This window comes from Gilvimarinus gilvus (assembly GCF_030518155.1).
GTDB lineage: Bacteria > Pseudomonadota > Gammaproteobacteria > Pseudomonadales > Cellvibrionaceae > Gilvimarinus > Gilvimarinus gilvus.
In genome coordinates, this window is record NZ_JAULRU010000783.1 from 94,018 (window position 1) to 119,089 (window position 25,072).

At 45.1% G+C, this 25,072-nt stretch carries 19 protein-coding genes and 1 pseudogene; 10 read left to right on the plus strand and 10 right to left on the minus strand.

Annotation, left to right across the window (positions count from 1 at the left end; all coding sequences use genetic code 11):
- Window positions 1–7 precede the first annotated feature (7 nt).
- A complete protein-coding gene (locus tag QWI17_RS19980) occupies window positions 8–1,603 on the minus strand; it encodes a DUF6531 domain-containing protein (RefSeq protein WP_302724293.1) in 1,596 nt (531 codons plus the stop codon).
- A gap of 658 nt (window positions 1,604–2,261) precedes the next feature.
- Between QWI17_RS19980 and QWI17_RS19985 the strand changes: the two are divergent.
- From QWI17_RS19985 to QWI17_RS20000, 4 genes and pseudogenes are all read left to right on the plus strand, one after another.
- A pseudogene (locus tag QWI17_RS19985) lies at window positions 2,262–2,738 on the plus strand (IS1182 family transposase); the annotation flags it as partial.
- A gap of 306 nt (window positions 2,739–3,044) precedes the next feature.
- Window positions 3,045–4,556, plus strand: coding sequence for a hypothetical protein (locus QWI17_RS19990; RefSeq protein WP_302724295.1), 1,512 nt, complete (start codon window positions 3,045–3,047; stop codon window positions 4,554–4,556).
- A gap of 124 nt (window positions 4,557–4,680) precedes the next feature.
- Window positions 4,681–5,835, plus strand: coding sequence for a DNA/RNA non-specific endonuclease (locus QWI17_RS19995; protein ID WP_302724296.1), 1,155 nt, complete (start codon window positions 4,681–4,683; stop codon window positions 5,833–5,835).
- Between the two features lie 91 nt (window positions 5,836–5,926).
- Window positions 5,927–7,717 carry a hypothetical protein gene (locus QWI17_RS20000; RefSeq protein WP_302724297.1) on the plus strand — a complete coding sequence of 597 codons (1,791 nt, stop codon included), beginning with the start codon at window positions 5,927–5,929 and terminating at the stop codon, window positions 7,715–7,717.
- 539 nt (window positions 7,718–8,256) lie between these two features.
- On the opposite strand, the gene QWI17_RS20005 is transcribed toward QWI17_RS20000, so the two are convergent.
- Window positions 8,257–8,541: a hypothetical protein gene (locus QWI17_RS20005; RefSeq protein ID WP_302724298.1), complete on the minus strand. Its 285-nt coding sequence runs from the start codon at window positions 8,539–8,541 to the stop codon at window positions 8,257–8,259.
- 454 nt (window positions 8,542–8,995) lie between these two features.
- Between QWI17_RS20005 and QWI17_RS20010 the strand changes: the two genes are divergently transcribed.
- Window positions 8,996–10,222 (plus strand): ISL3 family transposase, encoded by a 1,227-nt coding sequence (locus QWI17_RS20010; protein WP_302724299.1) that lies wholly within the window; start codon window positions 8,996–8,998, stop codon window positions 10,220–10,222.
- Here QWI17_RS20010 and QWI17_RS20015 read toward each other — a convergent pair.
- The gene (locus QWI17_RS20015) at window positions 10,219–10,551 is read right to left on the minus strand and encodes a hypothetical protein (RefSeq protein WP_302724300.1); all 333 of its coding nucleotides are present in this window, start codon (window positions 10,549–10,551) and stop codon (window positions 10,219–10,221) included. The genes QWI17_RS20010 and QWI17_RS20015 overlap by 4 nt on opposite strands.
- 360 nt (window positions 10,552–10,911) lie before the next feature.
- Between QWI17_RS20015 and QWI17_RS20020 the strand changes: the two genes are divergently transcribed.
- The 5 genes from QWI17_RS20020 to QWI17_RS20040 all read left to right on the plus strand — a co-directional run bounded on the left by QWI17_RS20020 (window position 10,912) and on the right by QWI17_RS20040 (window position 15,899).
- Window positions 10,912–11,142: a helix-turn-helix domain-containing protein gene (locus QWI17_RS20020; RefSeq protein ID WP_302724301.1), complete on the plus strand. Its 231-nt coding sequence runs from the start codon at window positions 10,912–10,914 to the stop codon at window positions 11,140–11,142.
- 118 nt (window positions 11,143–11,260) lie between these two features.
- Window positions 11,261–12,298, plus strand: a complete 1,038-nt coding sequence (locus QWI17_RS20025; RefSeq protein WP_302724302.1) for a CBASS cGAMP-activated phospholipase — start codon at window positions 11,261–11,263, stop codon at window positions 12,296–12,298.
- 235 nt (window positions 12,299–12,533) lie between these two features.
- The gene (locus tag QWI17_RS20030; RefSeq protein ID WP_302724303.1) at window positions 12,534–13,745 is read left to right on the plus strand and encodes a CBASS cGAMP synthase; all 1,212 of its coding nucleotides are present in this window, start codon (window positions 12,534–12,536) and stop codon (window positions 13,743–13,745) included.
- A gap of 88 nt (window positions 13,746–13,833) precedes the next feature.
- Window positions 13,834–15,444: a ThiF family adenylyltransferase gene (locus tag QWI17_RS20035; RefSeq protein WP_302724304.1), complete on the plus strand. Its 1,611-nt coding sequence runs from the start codon at window positions 13,834–13,836 to the stop codon at window positions 15,442–15,444.
- On the plus strand, window positions 15,432–15,899 hold the full coding sequence (locus QWI17_RS20040) for a Mov34/MPN/PAD-1 family protein (RefSeq protein ID WP_302724305.1): 468 nt from the start codon (window positions 15,432–15,434) through the stop codon (window positions 15,897–15,899). Before QWI17_RS20035 ends, QWI17_RS20040 begins: the two co-directional genes overlap by 13 nt.
- A 234-nt stretch (window positions 15,900–16,133) precedes the next feature.
- Here the strand turns inward: QWI17_RS20040 and QWI17_RS20045 are convergent, their stop codons facing one another.
- The 7 genes from QWI17_RS20045 to QWI17_RS20075 form a co-directional block, all read right to left on the minus strand.
- Window positions 16,134–17,162, minus strand: a complete 1,029-nt coding sequence (locus tag QWI17_RS20045; RefSeq protein ID WP_302724306.1) for a hypothetical protein — start codon at window positions 17,160–17,162, stop codon at window positions 16,134–16,136.
- Between the two features lie 224 nt (window positions 17,163–17,386).
- On the minus strand, window positions 17,387–17,821 hold the full coding sequence (locus tag QWI17_RS20050; RefSeq protein WP_302724307.1) for a hypothetical protein: 435 nt from the start codon (window positions 17,819–17,821) through the stop codon (window positions 17,387–17,389).
- A gap of 1,142 nt (window positions 17,822–18,963) precedes the next feature.
- A complete protein-coding gene (locus QWI17_RS20055) occupies window positions 18,964–20,052 on the minus strand; it encodes a ComEC/Rec2 family competence protein (protein ID WP_302724308.1) in 1,089 nt (362 codons plus the stop codon).
- Window positions 20,045–21,037, minus strand: a complete 993-nt coding sequence (locus tag QWI17_RS20060) for a hypothetical protein (RefSeq protein ID WP_302724309.1) — start codon at window positions 21,035–21,037, stop codon at window positions 20,045–20,047. The genes QWI17_RS20055 and QWI17_RS20060 overlap by 8 nt, the downstream gene beginning before the upstream one ends.
- Window positions 21,034–22,068, minus strand: a complete 1,035-nt coding sequence (locus QWI17_RS20065) for a hypothetical protein (protein WP_302724310.1) — start codon at window positions 22,066–22,068, stop codon at window positions 21,034–21,036. The genes QWI17_RS20060 and QWI17_RS20065 overlap by 4 nt, the downstream gene beginning before the upstream one ends.
- A 317-nt stretch (window positions 22,069–22,385) precedes the next feature.
- Window positions 22,386–23,177 carry a metallophosphoesterase gene (locus tag QWI17_RS20070; protein WP_302724311.1) on the minus strand — a complete coding sequence of 264 codons (792 nt, stop codon included), beginning with the start codon at window positions 23,175–23,177 and terminating at the stop codon, window positions 22,386–22,388.
- 815 nt (window positions 23,178–23,992) lie between these two features.
- Window positions 23,993–25,072 (minus strand): NIF family HAD-type phosphatase (locus tag QWI17_RS20075; protein ID WP_302724312.1); only part of this gene is annotated, 1,080 nt, incomplete at its 5' end.

Sequence of the window (25,072 nt, forward strand, 5' to 3'; positions counted from 1 at the left end):
TATTTAATTACTGTCCGCCAGAAATTTTCTGACTAGTCACATTTCCCGCCGAGTCATACGCATAGGTGACGACTCTATTCCCTCTAGTAATAGAAACAGGTCGACTCAAGGTGTCATGCCAAACAGTCTCAGTAACTTGCTCTGCATCCGTATCTTTTCCCTCTACTTTCAAAACCACTAAGCCGCGATCGTTATACTCGTAAGATGTAACTACGCCCTCTGTACTTGCTTTGGTTTTCACCAAACCGGCGTTTATATGATCTTCTGGATAGTATGTATACTCATCTGTAGTTTCATCGCAACGTTCGGTAGGATCACCTACAACATTGGTAACTCGATACACACCGACTTCATCCGTGAAAGAGTAACTTGTGGTTTTATCAAAAACATTTCTCACCCTGGTGGTATTATCAGATACATATTGAAAATTAGTTTCCCCGCCTTTTTTTGAATGTGAGACGGAACGAACTCGCCCTTGACCTTCGTACACCCAAGTAGCGTATTCATACCCATATGCATCTTTGGCGCCTGACAAATACCCGCCTTCATAGGAATAGGAGTTCAACACATTCCCTCCTAACAAGTGCTCTCTCACCTTATCGCCTACATAACTATAGGTGTGAGCTTCTTGGCCTAAGCTGCCAACCACGGTAATTTTGACTACATTGGAGCCCGACCATTCATATACAAGCTCGCCGCCTAGGCTTCTAGAAATGCTACGCAATTGATCTTCGTCATTATAGTCATAGGTATGGTGAACCCCTCCATTCTTATTACTTCTCTGAAGAAGAACACCATCCTGATCAAACACCAATGTATTGTCATCGGCATCTGTCAGTTCGAATACGGCTCCAGCGAGATCACGCAACTTAATTTTCGACCAGCCCGGAGTGTACAACTCTAACTCGAAAGGACCAATGACAGCCTTATGATGAAACTTCAATATTTTTCCATCATCTCTATGCCAACTAATCGTAGAGTCGCCATTGAAAATCAGCTTGTCAGTACCTGAAAAGGTCCATTCAGATTTGAGGCTGTTATATGCGCGGGCTATTTTAAGAGGCATTACACCACGACCAGAGTAGTCTACTTCGGCATGATAATTATTACCGGTACTAACTCGAATTGACCCGCCATCACAAGGGTTTACACAATCGCACCTGCCCATGCTTTCATTTTCTTTATCATCCTCATCGTCACCAGCCCCAGTATCCACACACGCTTGCTGATCATTACTCCACTCTTCATCCCCGGTACCATCATCGTTCTGGCATGGATGACCCGGCCCAGTCCAATGCAAAATTTTATTGTAATCTACGCGGAACGTACCGCCATCTTCACCCGGAAGAACTTGAGAGTAGTCTAATGCTATATACAGATATTGGTATTCGGTGTTACCGAATGCTGAATAGTATGTAATTAGAGCTGAACATTGGTCAGTCGTAATCACATCATCCATGTAGTAATTTACGCAGCCTGCTCCTGCACCACCTACAGGATTTTCTGCATCCCAATATCCGTTTTCTAAAACCGGATCAGCAAAAGCCAAGGAGGAGTAGAGTACAAAGAACATCCATATAAGGCCAACTCTAAGGTTTTTCATCATTTTCCCTACGATCAAGACTTAAACAAGGCATACCCCTGGCAGGGCACAATCACAATTAGCTTCTTTTCACAGCACAGCCGAGCAAGAACCAGCCTTTGCGGTAGCTCATTGAATAGTTGCCGGAATGAAATATCGAAGGGTGCTAAAACTTAGTGGGCAAGGTAGGTAAAGATAATTGTCAAAAGCCCTTTTAACAGCTAGTCATCCCTTGATGACCAGAACGATACATAACAAGAGAACAAAAAACAACCATTTTTGCGCCAGATCCCGTACTTTAGTTTGCGCCAAATGGTGGGGCATGCCCCTAGAGAGCACACTCAAGTTAGCGGTCTACCTTTCCCTAAAACCTCAAGGACGTAATGGGCTGTCGATTCGAACACTACTGTGACGCACCTTCTCAGACTCGAGCGGACGGTCACCCGATCTATTCCGCATCCACAAGGGAAAGAGCCAACCAATATGCTTCAAGCATTCAGAATATCATTACCATACTCAGTAACTAGGCGATCGATAAGCTCTTTTTCTGCATCGGTAAGCTGCTCAACCTCAATAAATCGCCAATTTCGCTCATACAGTGCCAAAGCCTCATCACCCTCGATAGAGAGGTTGAAGTCTGATAGCTCATGTCCATGCCTCGTCGCAGAAATTGCGCAAGAAAGTCCGGCAATGTCTGAAAGAGCACAAAAATTTAGACGGGCGCAAGCCCCAGGAGCGAGAGCGGAAACAACGGCTCCGGCAAGCGGCCGATACTCTTGAAAAAGAATTTGAACGCATCGACAAGTTCCTAAAGACGGCGTCCCCACGGATGGGGAATGTTAAGCGCCCCAAGGAAGTCAAAAGCAATATCACCGATAACGAGTCAGCCAAAATGGCCACCAGCAAAGGCTCCATCCAAGGATACAACGGCGTAGCCACTGTTGATAAGAAACATCAAATCATTGTTGATGCCCAAGCGTTCGGAGAAGATCAAGAACACCATACGTTAAAGCCCGTTCTCGATAGCGTTCAGAGACGTTAACGGCGTATGGGCATCCATGCCGACACTCTTCATTCAAACGTCATCGTTACCGCGGACACCGGACTCTCAAATGACGCTAACGATGCGTATGTAAAGGAGGCGGGTATTAACGCCTAAATTAGGGGTTGAAAGGGCGTCAGTTCTACACCGGGGAATGAGCGTTTAGCGAACCCGGCAAAGCCCGTAAACGCCATTGTGTGTAGGTGGAATCCCGGAACACTGCCTGCATCAATAAAGCCTGGAAAATCAGTTGAGACATCTTACTCTGGACACAGCCTAAAAGGCAGAGTTTCTCGTGTTTGTAACCCATTGATATATATGTCTAATTTCGACAGCTCGTCTTAATCAAAAATTATTGCCTGACCGATATAAGTATATTATAAATAGAGCAGTGTGACATAGCGTTGGATGGAGCATAATTTGAGTGACATTGTTCGAGATCTGTTAAATAGGTTAGGGCCATGTCTGACCTCTAAACTTATTGAGATGATGGTTGATCAGGGGGTTAGCCCAGACGCTGCTCGCAAGAGAGTCGAGAGGGCCAGCGGGATAACACGCTTGTCGGGCGTGCGGTTTGAAAAGAATGCCAAATTCATTTTTCTCGATCACCAGTATGGTGATGCCAGATTTTGGGGCGCTGTAGAAGCGGCCTTTGAAACCAAGGGTAAGGCCTATTGGGCTGCCATGGTGGGGTTAAAGCGTCGGGGTGGCGCTTGCCCCAAATCGCTCTTCCCGCGCATTTGTGGCGCACCGAACAGACGACAAAAGCAGCTCTCGCCGGACACTATTCTAGAGCGCCTGATCAAGATCCATCTGCTCAAGGAAGTTCAGGATGATAAGAGCGGCGAGACTTGGATCAGTTTCAATCCCCATTGCTATAACGTTCTGGCCCCCTCACTAGAGCAGCGGGCCATCGCCATTACAGAGAATCTCGCCATTGCGGCAATTGCAGACTGGGCAAGAAAGTTGGGGTTCGGCAGTTACGCTAAGTTCGCGCTACGCAATGATGTGCAGCCTCCCGTGGTGTCGGGGATAACCTGGGATGTAAGTGCGCCATCCTATGTCAGACCCCTTGTGTCCGCCCCCGAAGGTGAAATCAAACCAGGGTTCTTTGTCTGTGATGTCACCATGGGCCATCAGATCAGTGATGAGGAGGTGGAAGTCTTTGTGCGTAAGTACGATATGGCGGCTTCTCCACCCAAGGTCGCGCCTATTATGGGGTTTCTGGTGGCTGATGGGTTTACCCAAGCCGCCTATGATCGAGCGAGAAGTGCGGGCATTATTGCCGCCACCACGTCCCAGCTATTTGGCCAGGATGTGGCAAAAGCCTTGAACGACCTGATTAAGGTGTTGAGCGACACGGGCAAGACCGCTGCCATCAATCCGGAACACCTTGAAAACGTGATGAATCGGTTGACCAGGATTGAAGGGGCCAGTGCCAACCTCAGGGGAAGTTTGTTTGAGCTGGTGGTGGGTAACCTATTGGTTGCGGTAACCGGCGGCTATCTAACGGTTGGCTATAAAATATCCAGTCTAGCGGAGCTGGACGTATTGGTGGACCTGGAGGAAGAGGGCCGATCCATCATTGTGGAGTGCAAGGCCAAGGTGCCTGGTGCAATGGTCAGCCTAGAAGAGGTGCAGCGGTGGTATGACAACCGAGTACCGCTGATAAACGAAAAGATCAGGCCTTATGGCATTAACTACGCTGATCGGAAGTTTGAATTCGAGCTCTGGACCAATGGCACCTTTCACCCTGCGGCCATTGAATGGTTGGGGCAACAGCAGACGGAGTTTGAACTACATACCGTTGGCTGGCGGGACGGTGCCTATATCAAACAATACTCTCAACAGGACACGGTGAGCCCGAATACTCGGGGCCTATTGAGGGATTATTATTTCAACAACCCTAAAACCTCAATCTATGAGAGCTGAAGGATCAACGGACAATCTACTTATTAAAACCACGTTCGGCGTACTACTCTTGATTTATTGACTGAAATAGGAATATTATTCATGCAATAGTGGGTCCGAGCACGGATAGTCGAGGATTTGGTTCGTGGAAAGATCTGTCGTTGCATCTACTTCAGTTATCGCCTACCTCACCGCTGGCTTGCTATTCATGGTCTATAGCGGGCATGCCTATACGCAATCATCATTGGATGGCTGCTCAGATCACTTCATTGATGGTGATCTCGACCATACTCCAACTCTATATTCAAGCCCACCGACTACCCCTTATAAGAACAACAGTCATCATTGCTATAAGGCCAACGATACAAGCTTTTTTGCTTTGGAGTATTGGCCCAAAAACCACTCAGCAAGGTGGGTTGCTTATAAGCTAGGTGATAATTATGGGCCGAAGGGTTGTGCGTCTAGACCGCGGGATGAAATGAAGTGCTACTTCAAAAAGCAGCCATGGAGCGAGGTCGAAGCGTGTGTAAATGCTTTCAGGGAGGAGGGTAAGAAAAAAGCGCGAGATCCTTTTCATGAAGACCCCTTCCTTCTAGCTCAAAGTCAAAATCGTCTTAAAGTAAATCCCTTCTCAAATACAGGACATGACCGAGGCCATTTGGCTCCGAATAATGCTTTTAGTTGGCATTTGTGTGGAACCTACCATACGTTCTCGATGGCCAATATGTCACCGCAGTATCATAATCTGAATCGCCATGTCTGGGCACGTCTTGAGGGGCAGGTCTTGTATTGGGGGGCTGAGCATGGCCCTGTTTATGTAGTCACTGGCCCGATTTTCAATAAATTTCCTGACTCTCGATTTAGAGTCTATGAACAAAGCGAGTTGGATGCTTCAAAAATTTATAAGAAGAACACCAAGCTACCCAGCTTCAGCAGTATAGACATTCCGACCAATCCTGATATTGCCGTTCCAACTGGCTACTATAAAGTAATTTACAAACCGGCGAGTAATGGTGAACCCCCCGCTGCGATAGGGTATCTTCTCCCTCATACCAGTGAAAAGATCAGCAGCTTTTGGAGTTTTACTTCAAGAATCGATGTTATTGAAAAGGCCAGTGGTATTCGCTTTAGCGGTATCCCGGACGAGATGAAGGCCCGTTGGGGTTCCAATTATTTCTTTAGTAAGAAAAAAGGCAATTGGAAGTTACGGAATGACTGCGAGTATAACTACTCGGCTTCAGGTTGGTTAGAAAACTCTACTCACCAGCAAAGGCTAGATTTCTGTGCGCTGCAAGAGTAATTATGATGAACAGCAAAATCTCTTGCTCGATTAATACTGTCAGTACTACTTTTCTTAAGATGCTGCTTTTGAAGGATCGTGAGGGCTTGCTATGATTTTTCGTCTAATAATCATTTTCTTGATATTCACTTCTTTATCAGGATGCCTTGGTTGGCATACCACAAACTTAAAGACAACCAGCGTAAGTGCTACCACAGCTGATCATCGATTGGTTTATTCAAAGCCAGTCGAACCGGATAACACGGGAGCTGTAAAGGTATTTGAGGTTGTATGTTTGGAACCCTCACCAGACGTAGCCACCACCAGCCAAAATGCTTTACAGATTGTTGCCGAAGCGGCCGATGGCACCAAGGCACAAATATCCGCTTCTACTGCCGAGGCTTTAGCGTCGCTCGTTGAGCGAACGGCGACGATCCAGTTGCTTAGAGACCAGATGTATCGAGCTTGTGAGGCATATTCAAACGGAGCTATTTCTGCAACAAGCTACAGTTTAATTATGTCACGCAACAACAAGGCCATGATTACCTTAATGCTTGGAGAAACTGCGGCGGGTGCCTTCGGGCGTTCTGGTGTTTCGCTGGGGGGGAAGGTCAGTGCCAACGGTACTTTAAATACTGACGGAAGCTCAGATACTTTTGAGGAGTCACTTGCAAAACTGGTGGAAATCGACAGTGAGGTTGATACAGCTAGAACGGCAAGAGATACCGCCAAGAGCGCGTACGATGAGGCCAATTCAACTCCCCCAGAACAAAAAGAAGAGCTTAGCAATAATCTAAAAACAGCAGAAGAAACGCTCAAGGATTTAGAAAACAAGAAGGCCAATGCGTTGGTTCTTGTTCAGTCATCACATAATCAAACAGCCAATACTGCCGCTGAAATTGTCGATAGCGAAGGCTTTGGGAGTATTACTTCTTCAGTTAGCACCAATGCCATTGATGCCCTGGCTCAGATGCAAGAAATTTACATGAGGGACAGTCTTGCAGATGAAGTTATTTCCGCCTGTGTTGTAGAAATGGGGTTCTCCTTATCCGAGAGTGCCGCAAATAGGTTCAATGAACCTTTGATTGAGTTTTTGGCGCCTATTACTGAAGATTTGAGAGCTAAAAGAACTGCCGGGAGTTTGTCTAGTGAGGATATCGATAATGCTAAAAGCCATGCAAGAAATATTGAAAGCTCATTGGCCAGGTATTCAGCGCTAACACAATTTTGCAAAGAGAATTTACCTGCCATGATCGGTCATGCTGAGTCTAATAGACAGAATAATGTTAAAAGTCACTACAGGTTGAAAGAGGCGACCATAAAGCATAATGCTTTAACTATTTGTAATCGCTTAGAGGGGGGGGTGGCTAAGACCAGCTGTATGAAAAGTATTGGGGTGGATTTTCCTAAAAAAGAACTGAAGGTAGATATAAGTACGTTCTCTGAATACTTAAAAATTCAAGAGTTTTTGGTCAATATTGATGAATTAACGAAGAAAATTAGAGAGGCGCATGAGGCTCTTCATAAGCTCCCCCCTGTAATTCCTGATAATAAATATCCTCATTGTGATGCTGGAGAAACGGATGAAGATATTCTGAAACGCTGTAAGTTATTGGATAATTCTTCGGATGCCAGTATTGGGCAGATAGTGACAGACGCCAAAGCTGGCCGTACCGCGTTTCCAGTTGTTCCAAGTCTAACTGCAACAATAAAAAATGCAGATGAATATGTTGCTGAATATGCCAAAGCTGTTCAAAGGTCGGGCGGCAAAATAAAGAAAGAAGATATTTCTGCCTGGAAAAGCAAGTTTTCAAGAATAGAAAGTGATCTTAATTACTATGTAAATTCCCTGGAAGAATTAGATGTGAAGCTGGGCGGTATATTGAATGAAATAGAAATCTAGTGTTTTAGTTTTCTGAAATGGTGTTAGGGCATATAAGGGTAATAGCTTGGATTTTGAAAGTATATTCTATGATCTTTCGAATAAATTTTTTTATTTTGATTTGTGTAACCACCTAGTTACTGGAAATAAAATATTAGTTGGAGTCACTATTAATTCTGCGACGTGTCAATATGGAAAGCTATTTGGTGAGTTGACCGATAGTTTATTACCGATAATTAATACAAAATTTGTAGACACTGAAGCAGGCTAGGAACAACCCGAACAAATTCATCAGTACTGTATTTCCAGCTGAAAAGGCACCGAGCTTACTTACTGCCATATTAACGTGGGAATAACCTGGCTCTAGGTAACCGAAGATTATTACCGAAAAAGCCAAAAATAGGGCTGGTTTTACGCTTAATAACCTAAGCCGAATGGGTTTAATACGCGAAACCTCCAAAGAACATAACGCCAGCCAGCATGCGCGGCTACGGAATGGAGGCGAAGCCGCAATGTAGTAGACGTCGCCGTGCCTGGCCTTGTTAAGTGGTGATGCGCCACTATTTCAGTTTGCTTTTTAGATGACTTAGTAGGTCTTCAGTTTTGACCTTCTCGCCCTTTCGGTACTCCATGATCTTTTTCAAGGTAATCTCGTAGTTCTCGGACTTATGCTCAAGATTGCACTCATCGTAGTACTGGAGGATAAAGTCCCTGATTTCATAACCTTCGCTTCGATTGATGAAAAAGCGATCTCGTTTAACTGCCGGAGAGTCCCCGCTAGTGCGCGTCCACGACAAATTCGTGTGTTCTTTAAGCCATTGAGTTACCTGACTTTCCTTTGACATTTTGCTTCCTCCTTCGATGTTTAATTGCAGCTACGATTAGCCACTTAACAGTGTATTAGACGGAATTTTGATTATACAACATAAAGTCCCGCCAGTTTTTCGTCCATCTATTGTCAGAAATCATATCAAATTCAAGGGGTTAGCACATATTTTGCTACTTGCTGTCACTGTAGAAACGAAGCGATCGTGTTTAACGAGACCGCAACGAGGTCTTCTATGCACTCAACGAATTACAAAATATACATATATTTCAAAGAGTTAGAATTTGGAATCTGGGAAAACAAAGACTGCTGAGCTTTTTACTCATAGGACCTTAAACTTCAATTTGCTCAAATTTCCATTATAACTGTATATAAATGGGTCTTCCCCTATTCGGTTGGAATCATAGCCATCTCCTCGCTCTCCATCTAAAATACCAAGCTCGAATTTGTCATATTTGATCCTTGGGCAACTAATGGACGAACTATCACTTTACGAGAGCATTCTTGGGCTTCAAGAGCCTTGGGCAGTTGAGCATGTCGAGCTGTCTAAGGACGGGGTGGTCCATGTTTACACCGAGCACGACCGGAATGCTGAGACCCTATGCCCTGAGTGCGGTTGCGCATGTCCCCGGTACGATACCCGCGATAAGAGTTGGCGGCACCTAGACACTTGCCAGTTTAAGACCATTGTTCATGGCGCTGTACCCAGAGCAAAATGCCCCGAGCACGGTGTTTTGCAAGTCAATGTCCCGTGGGCCGAAAGAAATTCACGCTTTACGTTACTGTTCGAAGCAATGGCGATTCAGTGGCTTAAAGAGGCCAGCATTAACGCAGTGAGCCGCCGTCTTGGGCTGAGCTGGAACGCCATTGATGGAATTATGCGTCGTGCCGTGGCGCGGGGGCTTTCGGCCCGTGAGTCGGTGGACTACCAGCATATAGCCGTGGATGAAGTTAGTAGCAAGAAGGGCCACAAATACATAACCATTGTCTCCAATGAATCAGGCCAGGTCGTCGATGTCCGGGATGATCGCTCAAAGAACAGCCTTGCGGCCTTCTATACGAGCTTATCGGAGCGAGAAATCGACTCAATTCAAACCGTTAGTATGGATATGTCGCCGGCCTACCTTTCGGCCACCAAAGAGCATGTGAATGGCTGGGAACAAAAAATCTGCTTTGACAAATTCCACGTAGCGATGGATTTAGACAAAGCCGTCGATTCTGTTAGAAAGGAAGAGATGCAATTTGTCCCTGCTGATCAGAGAAGGCCTTTGCACCTATCCCGCTTTAACTGGTTGCGCTCCGAAGGTAAGTTAAAAAGCCGCCACCGGGACACTATCAACTCACTGTCTAAAGTGGCAAAGAAAACCGCTCGAGCATGGGCAATTAGGCAATACGCCATGCAGTTATGGAACTATTCTACTCGAGGTTGGGCTCAGAGAGCTTGGGCTCGTTGGTACGGATGGGCGGCCCGCTCCAGGCTAACTCCGATTAAAACGGTGGCGGCTAGCATTAAGAAGAATCTCTGGGGAATCATCAACGCGATCGTTCATAGAAAAAACAATGCTGGAGCAGAAAGTATCAATAGCAGAATAAAATTGTTGAAGGTCCGTGCACGAGGATTCAGAAATAAGGAACGGTTTAAGACGGCCATTCTGTTTCATTTTGGAGGGCTGTGTTTAATTCCCGCCCACCTGAATTAGGAAAGACCCTTATAATACCAGTCCCTACTAAACAGCTTTACAGACCTAAGCTGACTTCTATATTTTTCATGAATCTCAATTGACTTATTCACTATCACTTGTGCCGGAGATTTTGTATTCAACAAGGCAGCAAAAATTGCCAGATCACTTTCTGTAAAACTTTCTGCCGCCTGCCAAAGCAACATGAGAACCCCTAAAATATCACTTTCCTCAAGTAGCTTTCTCAGACCAATAGATTTATGCTTCGTGCGTATTGCTATATCCTTTAATGCCAATCTTGAAGCAATAAACTCAAGACACTCTGCTTCCAGAATACTTCTACCGAGCAAGGTCTGCGTTTCGCTGTCAGGTTTTGCGACTTTTAGCGGCTTAGGAGACGGCTCTCCTCGCTATAAAAGGACGTGCAGCCAACAGGTACAATGAGCCTCCGGAGCAGAAAGCCATACACAAGCTTCCTGCTTAGATACTCGGTGGGTGTAAATCGGTTACTATTCAACTCGCCTACCGAAAACGACAAGCGCTGCGTGTCGACACATGAAATCAGTGCCGCCAACACAACCAAGTCTATATATGCGATGTCAGCTAGAGGAATACAGTGATTCATAATAGACAAATACGTTGTAGCCAGCTCAAGGGCTGACCGTACCAAATTTGGGTACATTTTATGCCGTACCATAAATTGGTACAATATGAACAAAGCAATCTCTTCAGAGAAATACAACAGACTGATTCAGAAGCTTAAGTCCTCCAGGCTTGAGCAAGGCCTAAGCATGAGAGATGTCGCCATACTGATTAACGAACCTCATAGCTTTGTTCAAAAGCTTGAGGCTGCAGAGAAAAGGCTCGACGTTTATCAGTTTACTCAGTATTGCAAAGCCCTTAACTTAAACCCCTCTGAGCTAATCAAACTATTGATGTAGACTTTGTTGCCCAGAGTTTACTTGAATGCCCGTGAATTTACAGCACTCAAAGGCGCTAGCTCCATATTCAACAAAACGCATACTGATTTTTATATAGCCTTTCGGAATGAGATGAACCATGAATCCTCAGTCAATCGTACAAGCCCTAGCCTTATCCGGTGGTGGCTACAAAGGGCTTTACACCGCCACTGTCATTGCTGACTTTGAAGACCATACACAGATACCTTTCGCCAAGCATTTTGATCTGTTGTCTGGAACAAGTATTGGGGGGATTATAGCGTTAGCCTTAGCGGCCGAGATTTCCGCCCAGGAAATTGTGTCGCAGCTTGAAACCAATGGCGCCAAAATCTTCACCCCTCTAGAGCCCCTCAACAATTTGCTACATCCCTTTAGAGCTAGGATGCGAAAATCGGGATTTGATATAAACAGAGGGATATGCAAAGCCAAACACAGTGCAGATCCATTGCGCGAAACACTCGAAAGCATTTTTGGGGACCGCACGATTGGCGACCTCAAGCATCGCATATTAATCCCCTCGGTCAACTGGACTAAGGGAGGCCCCCAGTTTTTTAAGACGCCACACCATTCGCGATTTACCCGAGACCGATCAAAATCACTGGTCAACGTAGCCCTTGCAACTAGTGCGGCCCCCATTTATCTACCAAACCACGAGTTTGACGATCAAATTTATGTAGACGGTGCGTTAGTTGGTAACGCACCTGGCTTATTTGCACATCATGAACTTCTACATAATACAGAGCTTGAAGATGGGCCAATTCTTGGCGACGAGAAGAACATTCGACTTTTAGCGATTGGGGCACTGTCTGCAAAAATCACTGCAAACCAAAAGGAATCTACGGATCGCGGGCTACTCTCATGGAAGGGAGACCTGTTTTCTTTGATGATGGCTAGTCAAGAGGGGGTCACCGACTTCATGCTAAAGCAAAAGCTAGGTGAGGAGGGATACTATAAAATTGACGTGGAGTTAAGCCCTGAGCAAAACAAGTCGGTAGATTTGGATATGACTACAATTGCTGCCACGAGAACTATCAAGGGCCTAGCTAGAAGCTCTGCTCAAGATGCCTCAGGAGTACCATTCGTAAAAGACATCCTTGCTTATAGGGCTCCATCAGCCTATTTTCATCCTCCCAGCTAACAAACCATAGCTGAATTAAGGGGCGCCCTGCATGGCTTATAGCGAGCGTCATGCCTCCAACAGTCAATATCAAAAATTTGATCTTTGCGCTTGAAATGTAAGAATTTTGCCCCATGTCTACTTTTTAGGCACCTCTTCTATACTTTTCGGCCGAATAGGGTATATCGCTTTGGCCTGTTGGTGAATTGCGGCCAACTTGAGGGTCCTTCCATTCGGCAACCAGGAGGTTAGCGCTATGCCCAATAATTTGGAGCAATTATTCACCCGTAAGAGAAGCGAGCCATACGGACTACTTCGCCAATTAAATTTGCCAGAAGACGAAGACCGCTCGCTTCAATCAGCTGCTCGGGAGCTCAAAACGGCCCTGAGAGAAGGTATTCATGAGGTTAATAAATCTGGAAATCTTCCCTTTAAGCTTGCCACTCCCCTTTTCGTTATTCAGGGATCTCAAGCCTACGGCACGCTAAACAATGTTGATAAGCCAGGTCAGTCACTAGATATTGATATGGGCATGTACCTACCATTTTCCAACTTAGGTGATGGAGAAGCAGGGAGAACAGCCACAAAGATCTACCATGAAATAGTTGATCGTATTCTCGAGCAACACATTCGCACACACCGACATGGCAAATGGAGAATGCCAACCCCAGACAAAAGAAAGCCCACCTGCGCAAGGGTGATTTTAGATAGTAAAACTCATATCGACATACCGCTTTATGCCTATCCTGATGATGGCAAGGAGCATATCCGCTCTTCCGTAGCTGCTGCCAGCCTGATTTTCAACGAAGACTCTAGAGAGTTTATCTCTTTCGGGGCATCGCCTGACTTCATGGCTGAAGCCAAATTTTTGACTGATAATGTGGAACCTACAGTCATTCATCTGGCGCACAAAGATGAAGGTTGGCTTGCCTCGGACTCCATTGCACTTAGGAACTGGGTGTTAGCTGAATTTGATCGACTAGGCCCCGTCATTCGCCCAATTTGCCGATACATTAAAGCTTGGAGAGAAGAGGTTTGGCCTTCAGGTGGCGGCCCATCATCTATCTTCCTTTTAGCTCAAGCCATTCAAATATACCCTGAAGATACCGAAGGCATGACCCATTGCGAAATTCTAAAGTATGTCGTCGACCGCCTTCCACAATCGCTCGACGAAGCAGTTAATGTCCCCTGCCCTACACCTGATAATCCTGAGGCCACTGAAGATCTAAGGGCTCGCATTAGCGACGAAAACTTATTAGCCTACCGTAACAGTTTTGAGATACTAAAACGTAAATTCATGCTGGCAAAAGTTGTGGCAAAAACAGAAGCCAACGACAAGTTAATAGAATTATTTGGCTCACGCATCCCGAACGCCCCAGATCTCATTGTTACCGAAGGCACCATTGATCGCCAAGGAAAATCCATTGTAAAGCCACTTTACGCCACTCCAAAAAGTACATCTGGGTAGTAACATAAAAAACTCATTAAATGAAATCTCAGCATACCTAGCTGACAGAGGTTTCACTCAATTTGAGCGTGAAGAAGTGCCCGATAGTATGTACTTTATCGGTTACACGCTCATTGCTGGTTTGAATATTGACATAGAGCTTTGTCTTAAAAAAGACCTCAGTGGCTACCCCGTTGCCCGCATTCCATCTTGGGACCGCAACACAGAGATTCGCGCCAAATTGTCAACCCGTGGCATAAGCCCTAAAGGGGGCATTTGCTATATTGACATCAGTCAGGCTTGGTGGGATTGTGCAAGTGCACTCAACATGGTCGCCGCCTCAATCAACGATATAATCACTTTACTTGAGGAGAATTCAGGAAAAAGTCCACCTACAGAATTGATCGCTAGAGATTTTAGCGGTTACTGGACTACCAAATCTAACACCCTCTGCTTGGCCTCCCCCCCTCAGAATAGGGCTATATTTACAGAAAGACAAAATCCAACCTCTGAAGGGGATAATATTCTTTGGTTAGCTGAAGAAGAACAATGTTCAGACTGGTTGGCTCCACTTACCGCAAAGCATTCATGGATCGCAGTACAACTGGCTGCCCCTCCAGTAAAATTCATCAACGCTACCCCACCTGATTCTTTGGCCGAGCTTTTCGAATGGTTGAGTTACAACGACCCAGGTGGCGTTCGAAGGCTATGCGAAGCAGTATGGCCTCAAATCAAAACTAAAAGCCCGCCTCGCTCAGGTCAAATATTGCTCTTTTGGAGAAATGATAGCGGTTGGGCTGGATGTGGCGTGAGTTTTATTTGGCCCAAGCCTCTCAAAGATGCCATTAAGACAAAACGCTTTAAAGCGATCGCTTTAATTTCAAAAAAAACCCCCAGCTCAATAAGAAGATTTAGCGTAGAAAATGTCGAGCCTCGACGCATACTAACAAGAAACACACCTGAAACTCCGGCACCTCTTGCAGACAGGCCTGTTGTACTTATTGGCGCAGGGACACTTGGTGGCTATTTGGCGCAAATACTATGCAGCCTAGGTGCAGGTAATGGTAAAAGAGGCTCTCTGCTAATTATTGACTCCGATACGCTTAAGGCAGAGAATATTGCTAGACACATCCTAGGCCTTAAATTCGTAGGAATGAACAAAGCACATGCGTTAGCGCAACATCTCAAACAGCAGTACCCCTTTCTAGCAATCGACTTTAAGCCAGACATCCTGGAGGACTGCTTTACTGCAGTCAGTAAGAGTAGGATTGTCATTGACTCCACTGGCGATCAAACTACAAGCATTAATCTAGCAAAATACTATACCGAGAATGTTAAGCCAACTCAGATCATACAACACGCATGGATTTACGGACACGGTGCTGCGGGTTGCTCATTGATTCTAGACCGAAGCAAATCCACGCCATGTTATCGATGCTTATGGCAGCTACAAGGAGATAAATTCAAATCAAGATACCCGCTAGAAACAAGCAACCACAGTGCGCCACTTGTAGTTCAAGGCTGCCATGGAAGCTTTCATCCTTATGGTGCAGGCGTATCTATGAGATCGGCACATCTAGCAGCAGCGCACCTGCTGGACACCCTTGCGGGGCACTCTAAACACACTCTACGATTCGACGTAATAGACTTAGAGCATTGTCAGAATCGCCCTGATGCCACACCAGAAAAACACGCGGACTGTCCATTATGCTCACATTAAGAACTAAAGAAAAATGGGCGAATTCTTCTGAAGGAAAAGAGGTAATTATTGAGCCAAGTGTGACTAATGCAATCTCTTTATACAGACAGATTAAAATCACTGATCCTGAATCAGGCGGCCTTCTTTTTGCAAAAGTCAGTGCAGATACGATTCACATACTATCGTTAACAACCCCACAACCTCTAGACAAGGCAACTCGCACATTCTTCCAACGAGAAGACCCGAAGCATTTGATAGCCGCAAAACATCTATACAAAACATCTAAAGGAGAAATCAACTGCATTGGAGAGTGGCACACCCATCCAGAACCAATACCAACCCCCTCGAGCATAGATCGCCGAACCTGGAAGGCCTTTGCTAAGAACTCAACCTTTGAACCAATATTTATTATCCAAGGACAAAAGATGCTAAAGGTTTTCACCCTTGCAACTGAGTACACGCAAACTTTGAAATGAAACACCAATAGCTCTCTGGGACCTGAGACAAGGCTCAAGTTAGAAATAGGCGTAAAGGGTAAAATAGCAAAGGGGCTACCAATAAGATTTCTTGGCGCCCCTTCAGCCGTCTCACATGTGATTTTTACATGCTATAAAGGCGACAGGAGTCATCCTTTAATTCCTTTGTAATCAACAACCTAGAAGTCTTCGGTCGAAATTGACATAGGTCACTCCATCCAGCTCATTCTAAAATCATGACTTAATTATGATAATTATATAAGACTCTCCAGGGAGTAGCAAATCCCCTATTCCAGCCACCTCCCACTTGGTTTTCCCGTTGCTACGATAGGGTTTCAGCGACTTATTGCCATTCATTCCAAACCTTTTAAAGTGAAGCTTGTAGGGAGAGTCTCCAGCCTCTTCACCCCCCCCCTCCACTCTGATCTTCGACTCTACAGTCAGACCTTTGACATATCTTTTAATGTTGGTCGCCAAGAAGGGCTCCTGCTGCAGATCTTGCTCCATACAATAAACACGTTTATATGTACAATAGCGATCATCTCCAGAGTTCATTAAAATTTGCTCTTTTGGTATTTCATAAATCAGTTTATAAGCGCCCGGCTCATCCTCACATGGCTCAAAACATTTCTCAATATCAATAGCCTTGCCGTTGATTTCTAAGCAGTTCAAGTTCGCAGAGCTTCCTTCCACCATGGTTATTTTTTGATTTATAATTGGCTTCTCGCAAGAAGGGGAGATAACAAGCCTGCTTCTACTCTCCTGAATGATCTTTGCCTTTGTCCCGGAAGGATCTATCAAAATGTCTATCGAGATCTCCACTTCCTCAAAGTGATAGTCATTCTTAGCCGATATATAACTCCTTTGAATCTCTAAGGCGGCATCTTTGCTTGAAAAAGGGAGAACACCACTTAATAAATATTCTGTAATATCTCTCCACCTTGTTACCAACTCACCTTTTGAGCTGTAATGCTGAGGAGTGAATATGGCTTGAGCCACATGCTCTCTAAGCAATTTGACATACTCGCCATCTGAAATCGCAAAACCCAAGACAGCAGCCGTGACTAATGTCCCTCCAACCGTACCTAAAAGTTGCGGCAACCAACCCAAAAAAGAACTTTCTAGCTCTGATGTTTGAGCTAAATAAATAAAACCAACCCCCACCAAGATAATCCATGTGGTTCGCTTGGCAACCCAAGAAATCACATCACTCCATTGATATTTTGACCCTGGGCCGTCACCATTTTGGCCATCTAAAGCCATATTCAAATCTCCCTAAATTAAATTAACACCAATATTGATACTACACTAAGCGTCATAAAGCCAGAACCAAATGTCGACGGCAAAAACCAAAAAAATCAAGCCACATGATTATTTGAACTTTCCACTACACCGTGAGCAATCAACCTAATGTCCAATTAAAATCCGGCCGATACCATAGCAAAGAACCCCAGAGAGATTCAGTAGGGCGATTGCCATTGTGTTTATTAGGTATTGTCACACCGCAACTGGAAAGAGGATTGGTTATTTTCGACCTCATAAAGCCAGACATAACAGTTTGTGTTTGGAACATCGTCCTTTTCGCCAACATTCATATAATTTCTTTTTCCATCAAGCATAACCAGAGAGCTACTCTCTTTTGTATGAGATAATGAAAAAGGAACTCGACTTTCCAAAGTCAACAAAGTTGATGCTCCTTTAGCAAGAGTAAATTCATAACCATTTGGAATTACCGAAAGAGACGTACTTTTAACTTCGTAACCTGTTGGAGATAAAGCCTGAGCATATTTCCAGTGGATGACATGAATAAATCCTCCCTCTACACTACTGGCATCTTCTGCATAAGCTAGATAGCTAACATAAGACGAGAAAACTGTAGCGAAAACCCCAATAATACTGAAGATATTTACTATTTTTTTCAAAGGTGCTCCTGTACTTACAGTAAACTTTAGGAAAACTTCACTTGCGATACATACCGACTTTAATTTTTGCATTAATAGTTTTTGATCAGAACCTAAAACTCAAAGTACAGAGTTACTAACACTCGGAACAGCACACACCTAAGCGGGAGTAAGGTATTTTTTATGATTTCCGTAGCCGTTGAAGTCTAAATTAAGTGCTTTTTCAGAACGTATATCGAGCACTGGTCGGCTTTTGTAGAGTCGACCAGTGCCTAACGCCAAGATCGAGACCTTGTGGCGAATCATCTGACAACGAATCGAAAGTGACGCTATTGTGCGCGTTCAATCATTTAAAACCTCACATCACTAAAAGCACGTGCCTTGCCTTTGATGGCGAGAGTGTTCTGAGCTAGTTGCAAGATCCCTTTGGAATCTGACCCGGGTTCCCAGATGATTCCTTACCTGTCATTTCTATTTGACCGTACAGGGAAGGGAAAACATGATCAGAGCACGTAATAGTAGGGGTCTGCTCCGGAACGAGCTGGCACCCATCGGTGACCTGTACATTGGAGCCATTTTTTCCAGAATGAGGGATGTCGACTCTCCATTGAACCAGGCAGGAGCCTTCCTCTGTATTTAACTGCCAGCTACAAGTGAAGTCCAGCCCTGTCGACGTACCGGATGTTCCCTTTCCATGTATTTTCAGAAGATTGTCACTGTTCGTGCATGTACATTTTTGGTCTTCACTCCCACAGCCACTGTTTACGTGTAGAGAAGATGTGACGCTGGTGATATGAAGGTTACCCCTAGAGTCTGGGACAACAAGTAATTTCCCAGATGCTTTAAAGTCATCATCGGCGGAAGAAATCAGCGGTATTACAAGGAATAACAGAAATACTTTTGCAATTTTAATCATAGTGTTTGTCTCTATTTTTGTGAACTATTAATGTGGTAATTGACTCTACTATATTTTATATCTATAGCTAGATGCTGGCGGCCGGATAGACGCTGTCAACCAGTTGGAAAACAAAATTATTTTTACTTTTTCTGTGTGCCGATTCGATCGACAATGGTAGGTGGTGAATGGAATCTATCCTAACTACTGCCGGCCAAAAAACTGTTCTTAAAAAGAGATTGATTGCTTCTAAGTGGTCTGTGGAAATTTACTTAAGAGCGCATGTCGTGGAGAGTCCTGCTAGATCGTTCGTCAAACAAGTGACTGCCTCTTCATCCCCCTCCAACGCAATGACAACGGTACCGTTTGACCAAGTATCGTAGATGGCAAAACTCATACTTTTTGAATCCGTTCGTGTGCCTCCACTCACCTTGTCACACTGAAGAATATGCTTTTGCGCCTCCTTAATATTGCCGCCGGTAGTTTTCGTATAGCTTTTGTATGTGTCGACGACACTGCATATTGGGTGTCCATATTTTGTACCTGTCTGCGACACGACGATATAGGGCTTTATTCTGTTAACCAGGCCGGAAGAGTTTGAATCTTTGGTGACAGCTCCATGATGGGCCATCGCGGCCACCGTTACATCTTCAGGAAATGTTCCGCGTCCCAACATCGCCCTATAGGTTCTGTTTGTGGCATCCCCTGGCAAATATATACTCTGAACCATTCTGTCCCCCTCCAGAAGCAAAACCATTGAGGCAGCGTTGGGATCATTAATCGTTGCCGCATTTGCAATCAAGACACGAGTATTAATGCCTGGACAACTTAGCGGCTCCTCTCGTTCCTTCCCTTTGGGGGTTGAATAGTTTGGGTCTATTACATAGTCGTCATAAATATCATGAATGCCAAAATTATTATTCATCCAATTTTGAAAGTTGGTGTTGTAGTCAAAGCGTGACAACCCTAAAACGAGTGACTGAAATGACGTATTCGTTACTTTCTTTTTATCAAACACATAGGGCAAGTAGTTGTAGTGATCGATATCAGGGTGAGAGACCGCAAATCGAACTTCCTTATTCTTTACAATATCTCGAATATAGTCAGCTACTTGAACTTTAGACATGGCTCCAACGGAAGAACTGCTACCGCAATCAAACATCAAAACGCTCTTACTATCAGCGCATTCGATAAGCTGACAACTACCTGCGCCAGAGTTTAGGAAGTGAATTCGTATTTGATCGTCTCTCTTGTCGTCGATCACTCCATTGAAAACTGTTTCCGTCGGGCTTGAGGTGCACGCACTTAGCCCCACAATTATCGGTATGAAACCAACAAAAAGTAACCCTCTAAACATAAGCTGGAAACCTGGATTGAAGAGCCAACAATTCTACTGCGGTAACGTTGTCTTGATGTACTCGGGGTAGTGCCGGTGCAAGTACGTTCTCAGATGAAGCTAGAATGGTAGGGTGAGTCGTATCCTTATCCTTGAATTTGATCAAAGTGATGCAGTCATGTATTTGCCAGAGATAAATTACGGTGGGAGACTCTACACCCGCAGCTGAAATGTTGATTGTTTTCTCATAGTAGGTTTCCTCTGTATAAGTTAGAGAGTGCTGTACAGATGTGTCGCGTGTTAGAGCGGCTGAAATACTTGCATTAACGCCAAACCAGCTCGCTCCCGAACTAATTGACATTTGTTTTGAAAACAGCTCTGAAGTACTTGAGAATTCAGAGTGACCGACTGTCACTCCGACGGTCGATTCCTCGCTCTGTCCAGGAATAATGGAGTACGAATCTGGCGATAATTGCCAATTTTGAGAGCGCAAGGCAAAGTATCGATGCCCATCGCTATCTCGAATGTGGCCGTATCCGACTAAAACAGATTGAGATTGTGGCGGTATGATGGTAGAACCTCCACTTTTAGGTGGGGCACCGATCGCACCCGGCGGAATTAGATCGGTAACCCACAAATCAATTATTTTGTCTTTATCGGGGTAGGCATCGTGACTGGGGTCTGGGTAAACTCTCGTCGTAATGAAAGCTCCAGTCGAAATGTCAGTAAATACCAATACGCATTTGGACGGTAACTTAAGTGTATGCTTTGCTTTTGAATCCCCCGTAGACCTTAAGTCGTAATTCCAATCATCACCAGTCATAAGTTGTCCTGTATTGGAAACTAAAGCCACGTTGACCGCAATCGGTAGATTATTTCTTACTTCTACTGAATGAGTTGATGCGGGCTTTTCCGGAGAGCAAAGCATGCCCTGAAGATACAACTGATCCGTTTGACTTAGCGTAAACGGTTCGATTTCTAAAAAGTTGGCAGTGTCGATATTCACTGTTCGTTCCCTCGGCCTGATTTAATCACATAAGTGTCAAAACTATACTCCTTGGCGATTCCCTGCATGCCATCAGAAATATCATACAGCATGAATTTAGGCAAAATAGGTGTTTCAGTATTTTCGACGGATGCCATAGTTTCGTATACTTTATGAACTCTTTTGACAATCGTAACCCTATCTCGAAGTTGCCACAGCAATACAGCTGAACTGGGTACATCATTCCCTGCGTCATGTTCTATCGTTTTTATAATGCTTTTAGTTTCCGTAATACTGACACTTTGCTGTCTTGTTCTCGAATAAGACAATTGACCGGATACTGATGCCGAGAACGCTCCCCAGTTTGCCTCCGTAGAGGCGTTCAACACAGAGGAAAAATGCTCCACGGTCGATGATTCCCTGCTCACCCCGGTTCTGATTTGACTCGACTGGGAGACCCTTTGATTTGGCAATAGGGTAAAAGAGTTGGGGGATAGCGCCCAATATTGATGCCTTAGGACGTATTGATTGTTTCCGGCAGCACCTGCACTAATTAAGACCGCTTGAGAGCTCTGGGGAATAAGAGCGCTGCCAGAAGGGGCTGGAGGGTTGCCAATAGCGTGTGATTGCACCATTAATCCAGTATCAATATACAGATCGAAGGTATCGTCTCCAAACTCATCTGGCGTCATGACGATACCCAAGAAGCCTCCGCAAGGACGTTCAGTGATCACTAGTGGTTGATTCGGTTGATAGATCTTCGCATCAATTGTGGCTGAACTGCCAGCCTCAACTAGTACGGATCGCTCGGATTCTCGCCGCCAAGTTTTCAAGGGGCCCTCAGAGATCCCCTTCACAATGATATCGATGGGAAACGCGTTATGTACTTTGAATTTCCCTGATTTATACGTTACTCCGAACTCCAATCCCAGACGTCCATCGAGGTAAGCTTGATACATCGGTGGCATTTCATAGGGCTTACTTAAGCTAAACTCACTTTCATCTGAGTCAGAAGATTTCCCCTTACCGCTGGGGTGTGTTGAAATATCCATATTATCCCTGTTTTGTTCAACGTATCATGATTGGACTTTTAAATTATTGGAACCTAAAGATCGACCACTACACTCTAGACTATTGATATCATATGTCAAAATACTGAACGGTAGTGGCAAGGTTAAGCTGGACACATAAAAAGAGGTGATGTGCTCACGTTATAGGCGCATAGGTGATCAATGAACAAGCGTACAGGGCTTAGGCTGGGCGGCACAACTGTTTGAAGGCCATGGGCGTATTATTAGAGCGCCGTTGACGCAATGGGTGAGTAATCCCCCTATTTCGTCACGATAATGGCGTTACAATCGTAAATTTACTATTCATTAACAGTTCCAAGTGAAAAAGCCGGAGTGACACTCTGTTCATTTGGATACCCCAGTTGATTTGAATAGAGCCTTGTCTTTTTTATCCTCAAGTCTTGTGACCAGTGGTTGTGTCCATAGACCCACAAGGCCGGTTGATACTCATTTATAAGGTCGATGCAGTTTGCCTGAAAGTAGGTCGTCATCGCGTCGATCCCAAAGCCCGGATGTGTTGTTTCTTCGCACGGAGGAAAGTGGGTTACGACAATCGATTTAGCACGTTCAACCACTGCCAGCTCTTGTGCTAACCAGCTGCGACTTGACTCATAGAGGCTAGCAATGTCGTCTGGCTCCAGGCATCTACCTCCGAAATGAATTGCATGGAAGTCCGATATGCTGTGTCTACAATAATTTTTAGACATATCGATAAGTGAGTCATCCCATATGTCAAAGCCAGTCCAAAGAGTGCAGCCTAGAATACGGTAGCCTTTTATCAGGAGCCCGTCATTTTCCAGAAAGTGTACGCGCTCAATCTTGGCAAACTCGTTCCTCATTTCCGCAAGACGAGTTGTGTATTCGCAATTGTAGTACTCGTGATTCCCAGCAATAACGACAATTTCGGAGTGGGGATGAACTTCTGCAATTTCACGAACACTCCCGTATATCCGATCACCGGTCGCGATGTCTCCAGCCAAAATAATAACGTCACTGTCTTGATCAAAGTGAGGAATCTTTGATTTCCAATCTTTGTAGAACTCCAGATGAAGGTCGGAAGCTACGCTGATTGTTAATGATTCATCGCTCATGGCATTACCTGTGCTATTAGAAGCTGGTCGGTTTATTTTTGCAAAGCGTAGACCGTTCTGACGCCGCTAGAGTGTCGTTGACTGTAACGGACCACTCAATGAAAAAGGCGAATTTCGAACTGTTGCGGGTGCGTTATTGACTGCAGCGTAAGAAATGGCTGCCGCCCCGGCAATCCAATGCATATCCCTGGCATCCATCCTTAGGGCGCCGGTGGGGGCGACAGCTCGATAAGTGTGGCCAATTTTTGGTCATCTGTCATGTGGGGAATGGCTGTTTCGGCTGTGAGATATGTCCTACATTCCCCACCCTTTAAGAGACACGGTCCTTGATGAGGCGGGCTTTGGGCTCAGTTTAGCCAAAGGCGCTTTGGCCGATAAATAGGGCGCCTGTAGAGTTTCCTCAGAGTCTGCCGGGGCTTTAATCTGCCTCAGCGATCCGGTGCGCTATAAGAGCCAAATTTCAGCCCAGCTTACCGCCTGAACCAAGTGATGTTGCAACTTGAGTTACCTCCTGAGCCCAAAATTCCTATGTTCCACGGAGCAACTCGATGATTTGGCGTATATTTCATTTTATTTGGCAGCTACGATGCACGTAACGGGTAACTCGATTCTTGACGGGCCGTGTGTATTCGAACGAGGCTTTGCGCTCATATGCGCATATCTAAGTATTGGATAGTGCCAGATCTGAATTATAAGAAATTATTGCGTAATCTGTAGTAGCTCATCAAAAACAGAGCCCTCTTTCCTTTCTTAGCGTCTTTTTTGGTAACCATTGTATTAACCTTCCGCAGATCTCGGCCTAGAATAGTTCGCTATCAGAATCTATCATCAAGTTCGGCATCAGAGGCTAAAACGTGAATATCACCCGCGAACCGCTGTAGCGAAATAGCCGCGAGCGTCAACGTATCATCGGACGTCACCACCTTGTAGCCTAAATCTTGACAAACCTCTACAGCCTCGTACACGTCCAAGCCCCAGAAAATATTCTTTGACCTAAACTCTTCACGCTGTACTAGCATTTCGCCGCCAGGCACGTCGTCCCATACATCAGGGCATAAATTATTGACCATATAACCTTCAGGTTCTACCTGAATCTTTCCCACCAATCCATAACTCTTGTAAACCAAGAACGTCTTGATGTGGTCGACAACAGTAAACCCGGGGTAATGCTGAGGGTCGGGATGCAGCTTGGGGAAAAACTTCGGATAAATCCCTAAAGAAGGCAGATATTTGGATGAATCAAACGCGAGTCGGACCAGCCGACTCACCTGCTTCTCTCTGCAATACTCACCGCGGATCGTTTCCCTAAACTCTGGTAAAGACCGCTCTGCGAGGTACGCGAGTCGCTCAAGCATTAGCAGAAGCTGGTCATCCAGTGCATAGCGCTCATCCACGGCATGGAAAGCAAGAATTTTCAGCACATTGTCAGTTTTCTTATGAACTTCAGGACGATCATCAATGGCCACGATATCCTTTAGGGCATACCCATGCTCAACGAAGCTTCGAACGTCCTTAACCTTCTCAAATCCTCGGTTCTTCAGGTCGTCGTGTGTTTGCACGAATAAGAAGTCACGAAGATCGATACCACAAAGCGGAAGCACGAGCTCTATATACTCTAACGACGCGGTTGTGCACAAAGCCAAGTCATAGCCTAGGTCTTTCACGCCTTTAATAAACGCTTCAAGGTGAGGCCTTGGGTAGACTTTCGCCATTGGCTCTTCTAGAAGAATGCCCCCGGTAGGAAGCTGCTCTAGAAATTCTTCTTGAGACGTATTTCGCTCACAGGACCGCACTCCCTCAGGCTCGTAAAGTCGAGTGCTGAGCAGCGTGTTGTCCACGTCAAGCACCAGAAGCCGTGGCCTGGCGTGCTCGCTTTCACTTCTACTTATCATTAG

Bases quoted from the DNA above. Each gene is read 5' to 3' on its own strand.
- QWI17_RS20010 (WP_302724299.1), top strand. From the start codon at position 8,996: ATGGACGAACTATCACTTTACGAGAGCATTCTTGGGCTTCAAGAGCCT.
- QWI17_RS19980 (WP_302724293.1), bottom strand. From the start codon at position 1,603: ATGAAAAACCTTAGAGTTGGCCTTATATGGATGTTCTTTGTACTCTAC.
- QWI17_RS20070 (WP_302724311.1), bottom strand. From the start codon at position 23,177: ATGAGCGATGAATCATTAACAATCAGCGTAGCTTCCGACCTTCATCTG.
- QWI17_RS20000 (WP_302724297.1), top strand. From the start codon at position 5,927: ATGATTTTTCGTCTAATAATCATTTTCTTGATATTCACTTCTTTATCA.
- QWI17_RS20035 (WP_302724304.1), top strand. From the start codon at position 13,834: ATGTACTTTATCGGTTACACGCTCATTGCTGGTTTGAATATTGACATA.
- QWI17_RS20030 (WP_302724303.1), top strand. From the start codon at position 12,534: ATGCCCAATAATTTGGAGCAATTATTCACCCGTAAGAGAAGCGAGCCA.
- QWI17_RS20045 (WP_302724306.1), bottom strand. From the start codon at position 17,162: ATGGCTTTAGATGGCCAAAATGGTGACGGCCCAGGGTCAAAATATCAA.
- QWI17_RS20040 (WP_302724305.1), top strand. From the start codon at position 15,432: ATGCTCACATTAAGAACTAAAGAAAAATGGGCGAATTCTTCTGAAGGA.
- QWI17_RS20005 (WP_302724298.1), bottom strand. From the start codon at position 8,541: ATGTCAAAGGAAAGTCAGGTAACTCAATGGCTTAAAGAACACACGAAT.
- QWI17_RS20025 (WP_302724302.1), top strand. From the start codon at position 11,261: ATGAATCCTCAGTCAATCGTACAAGCCCTAGCCTTATCCGGTGGTGGC.
- QWI17_RS20065 (WP_302724310.1), bottom strand. From the start codon at position 22,068: ATGGATATTTCAACACACCCCAGCGGTAAGGGGAAATCTTCTGACTCA.
- QWI17_RS20055 (WP_302724308.1), bottom strand. From the start codon at position 20,052: ATGTTTAGAGGGTTACTTTTTGTTGGTTTCATACCGATAATTGTGGGG.
- QWI17_RS20020 (WP_302724301.1), top strand. From the start codon at position 10,912: ATGAACAAAGCAATCTCTTCAGAGAAATACAACAGACTGATTCAGAAG.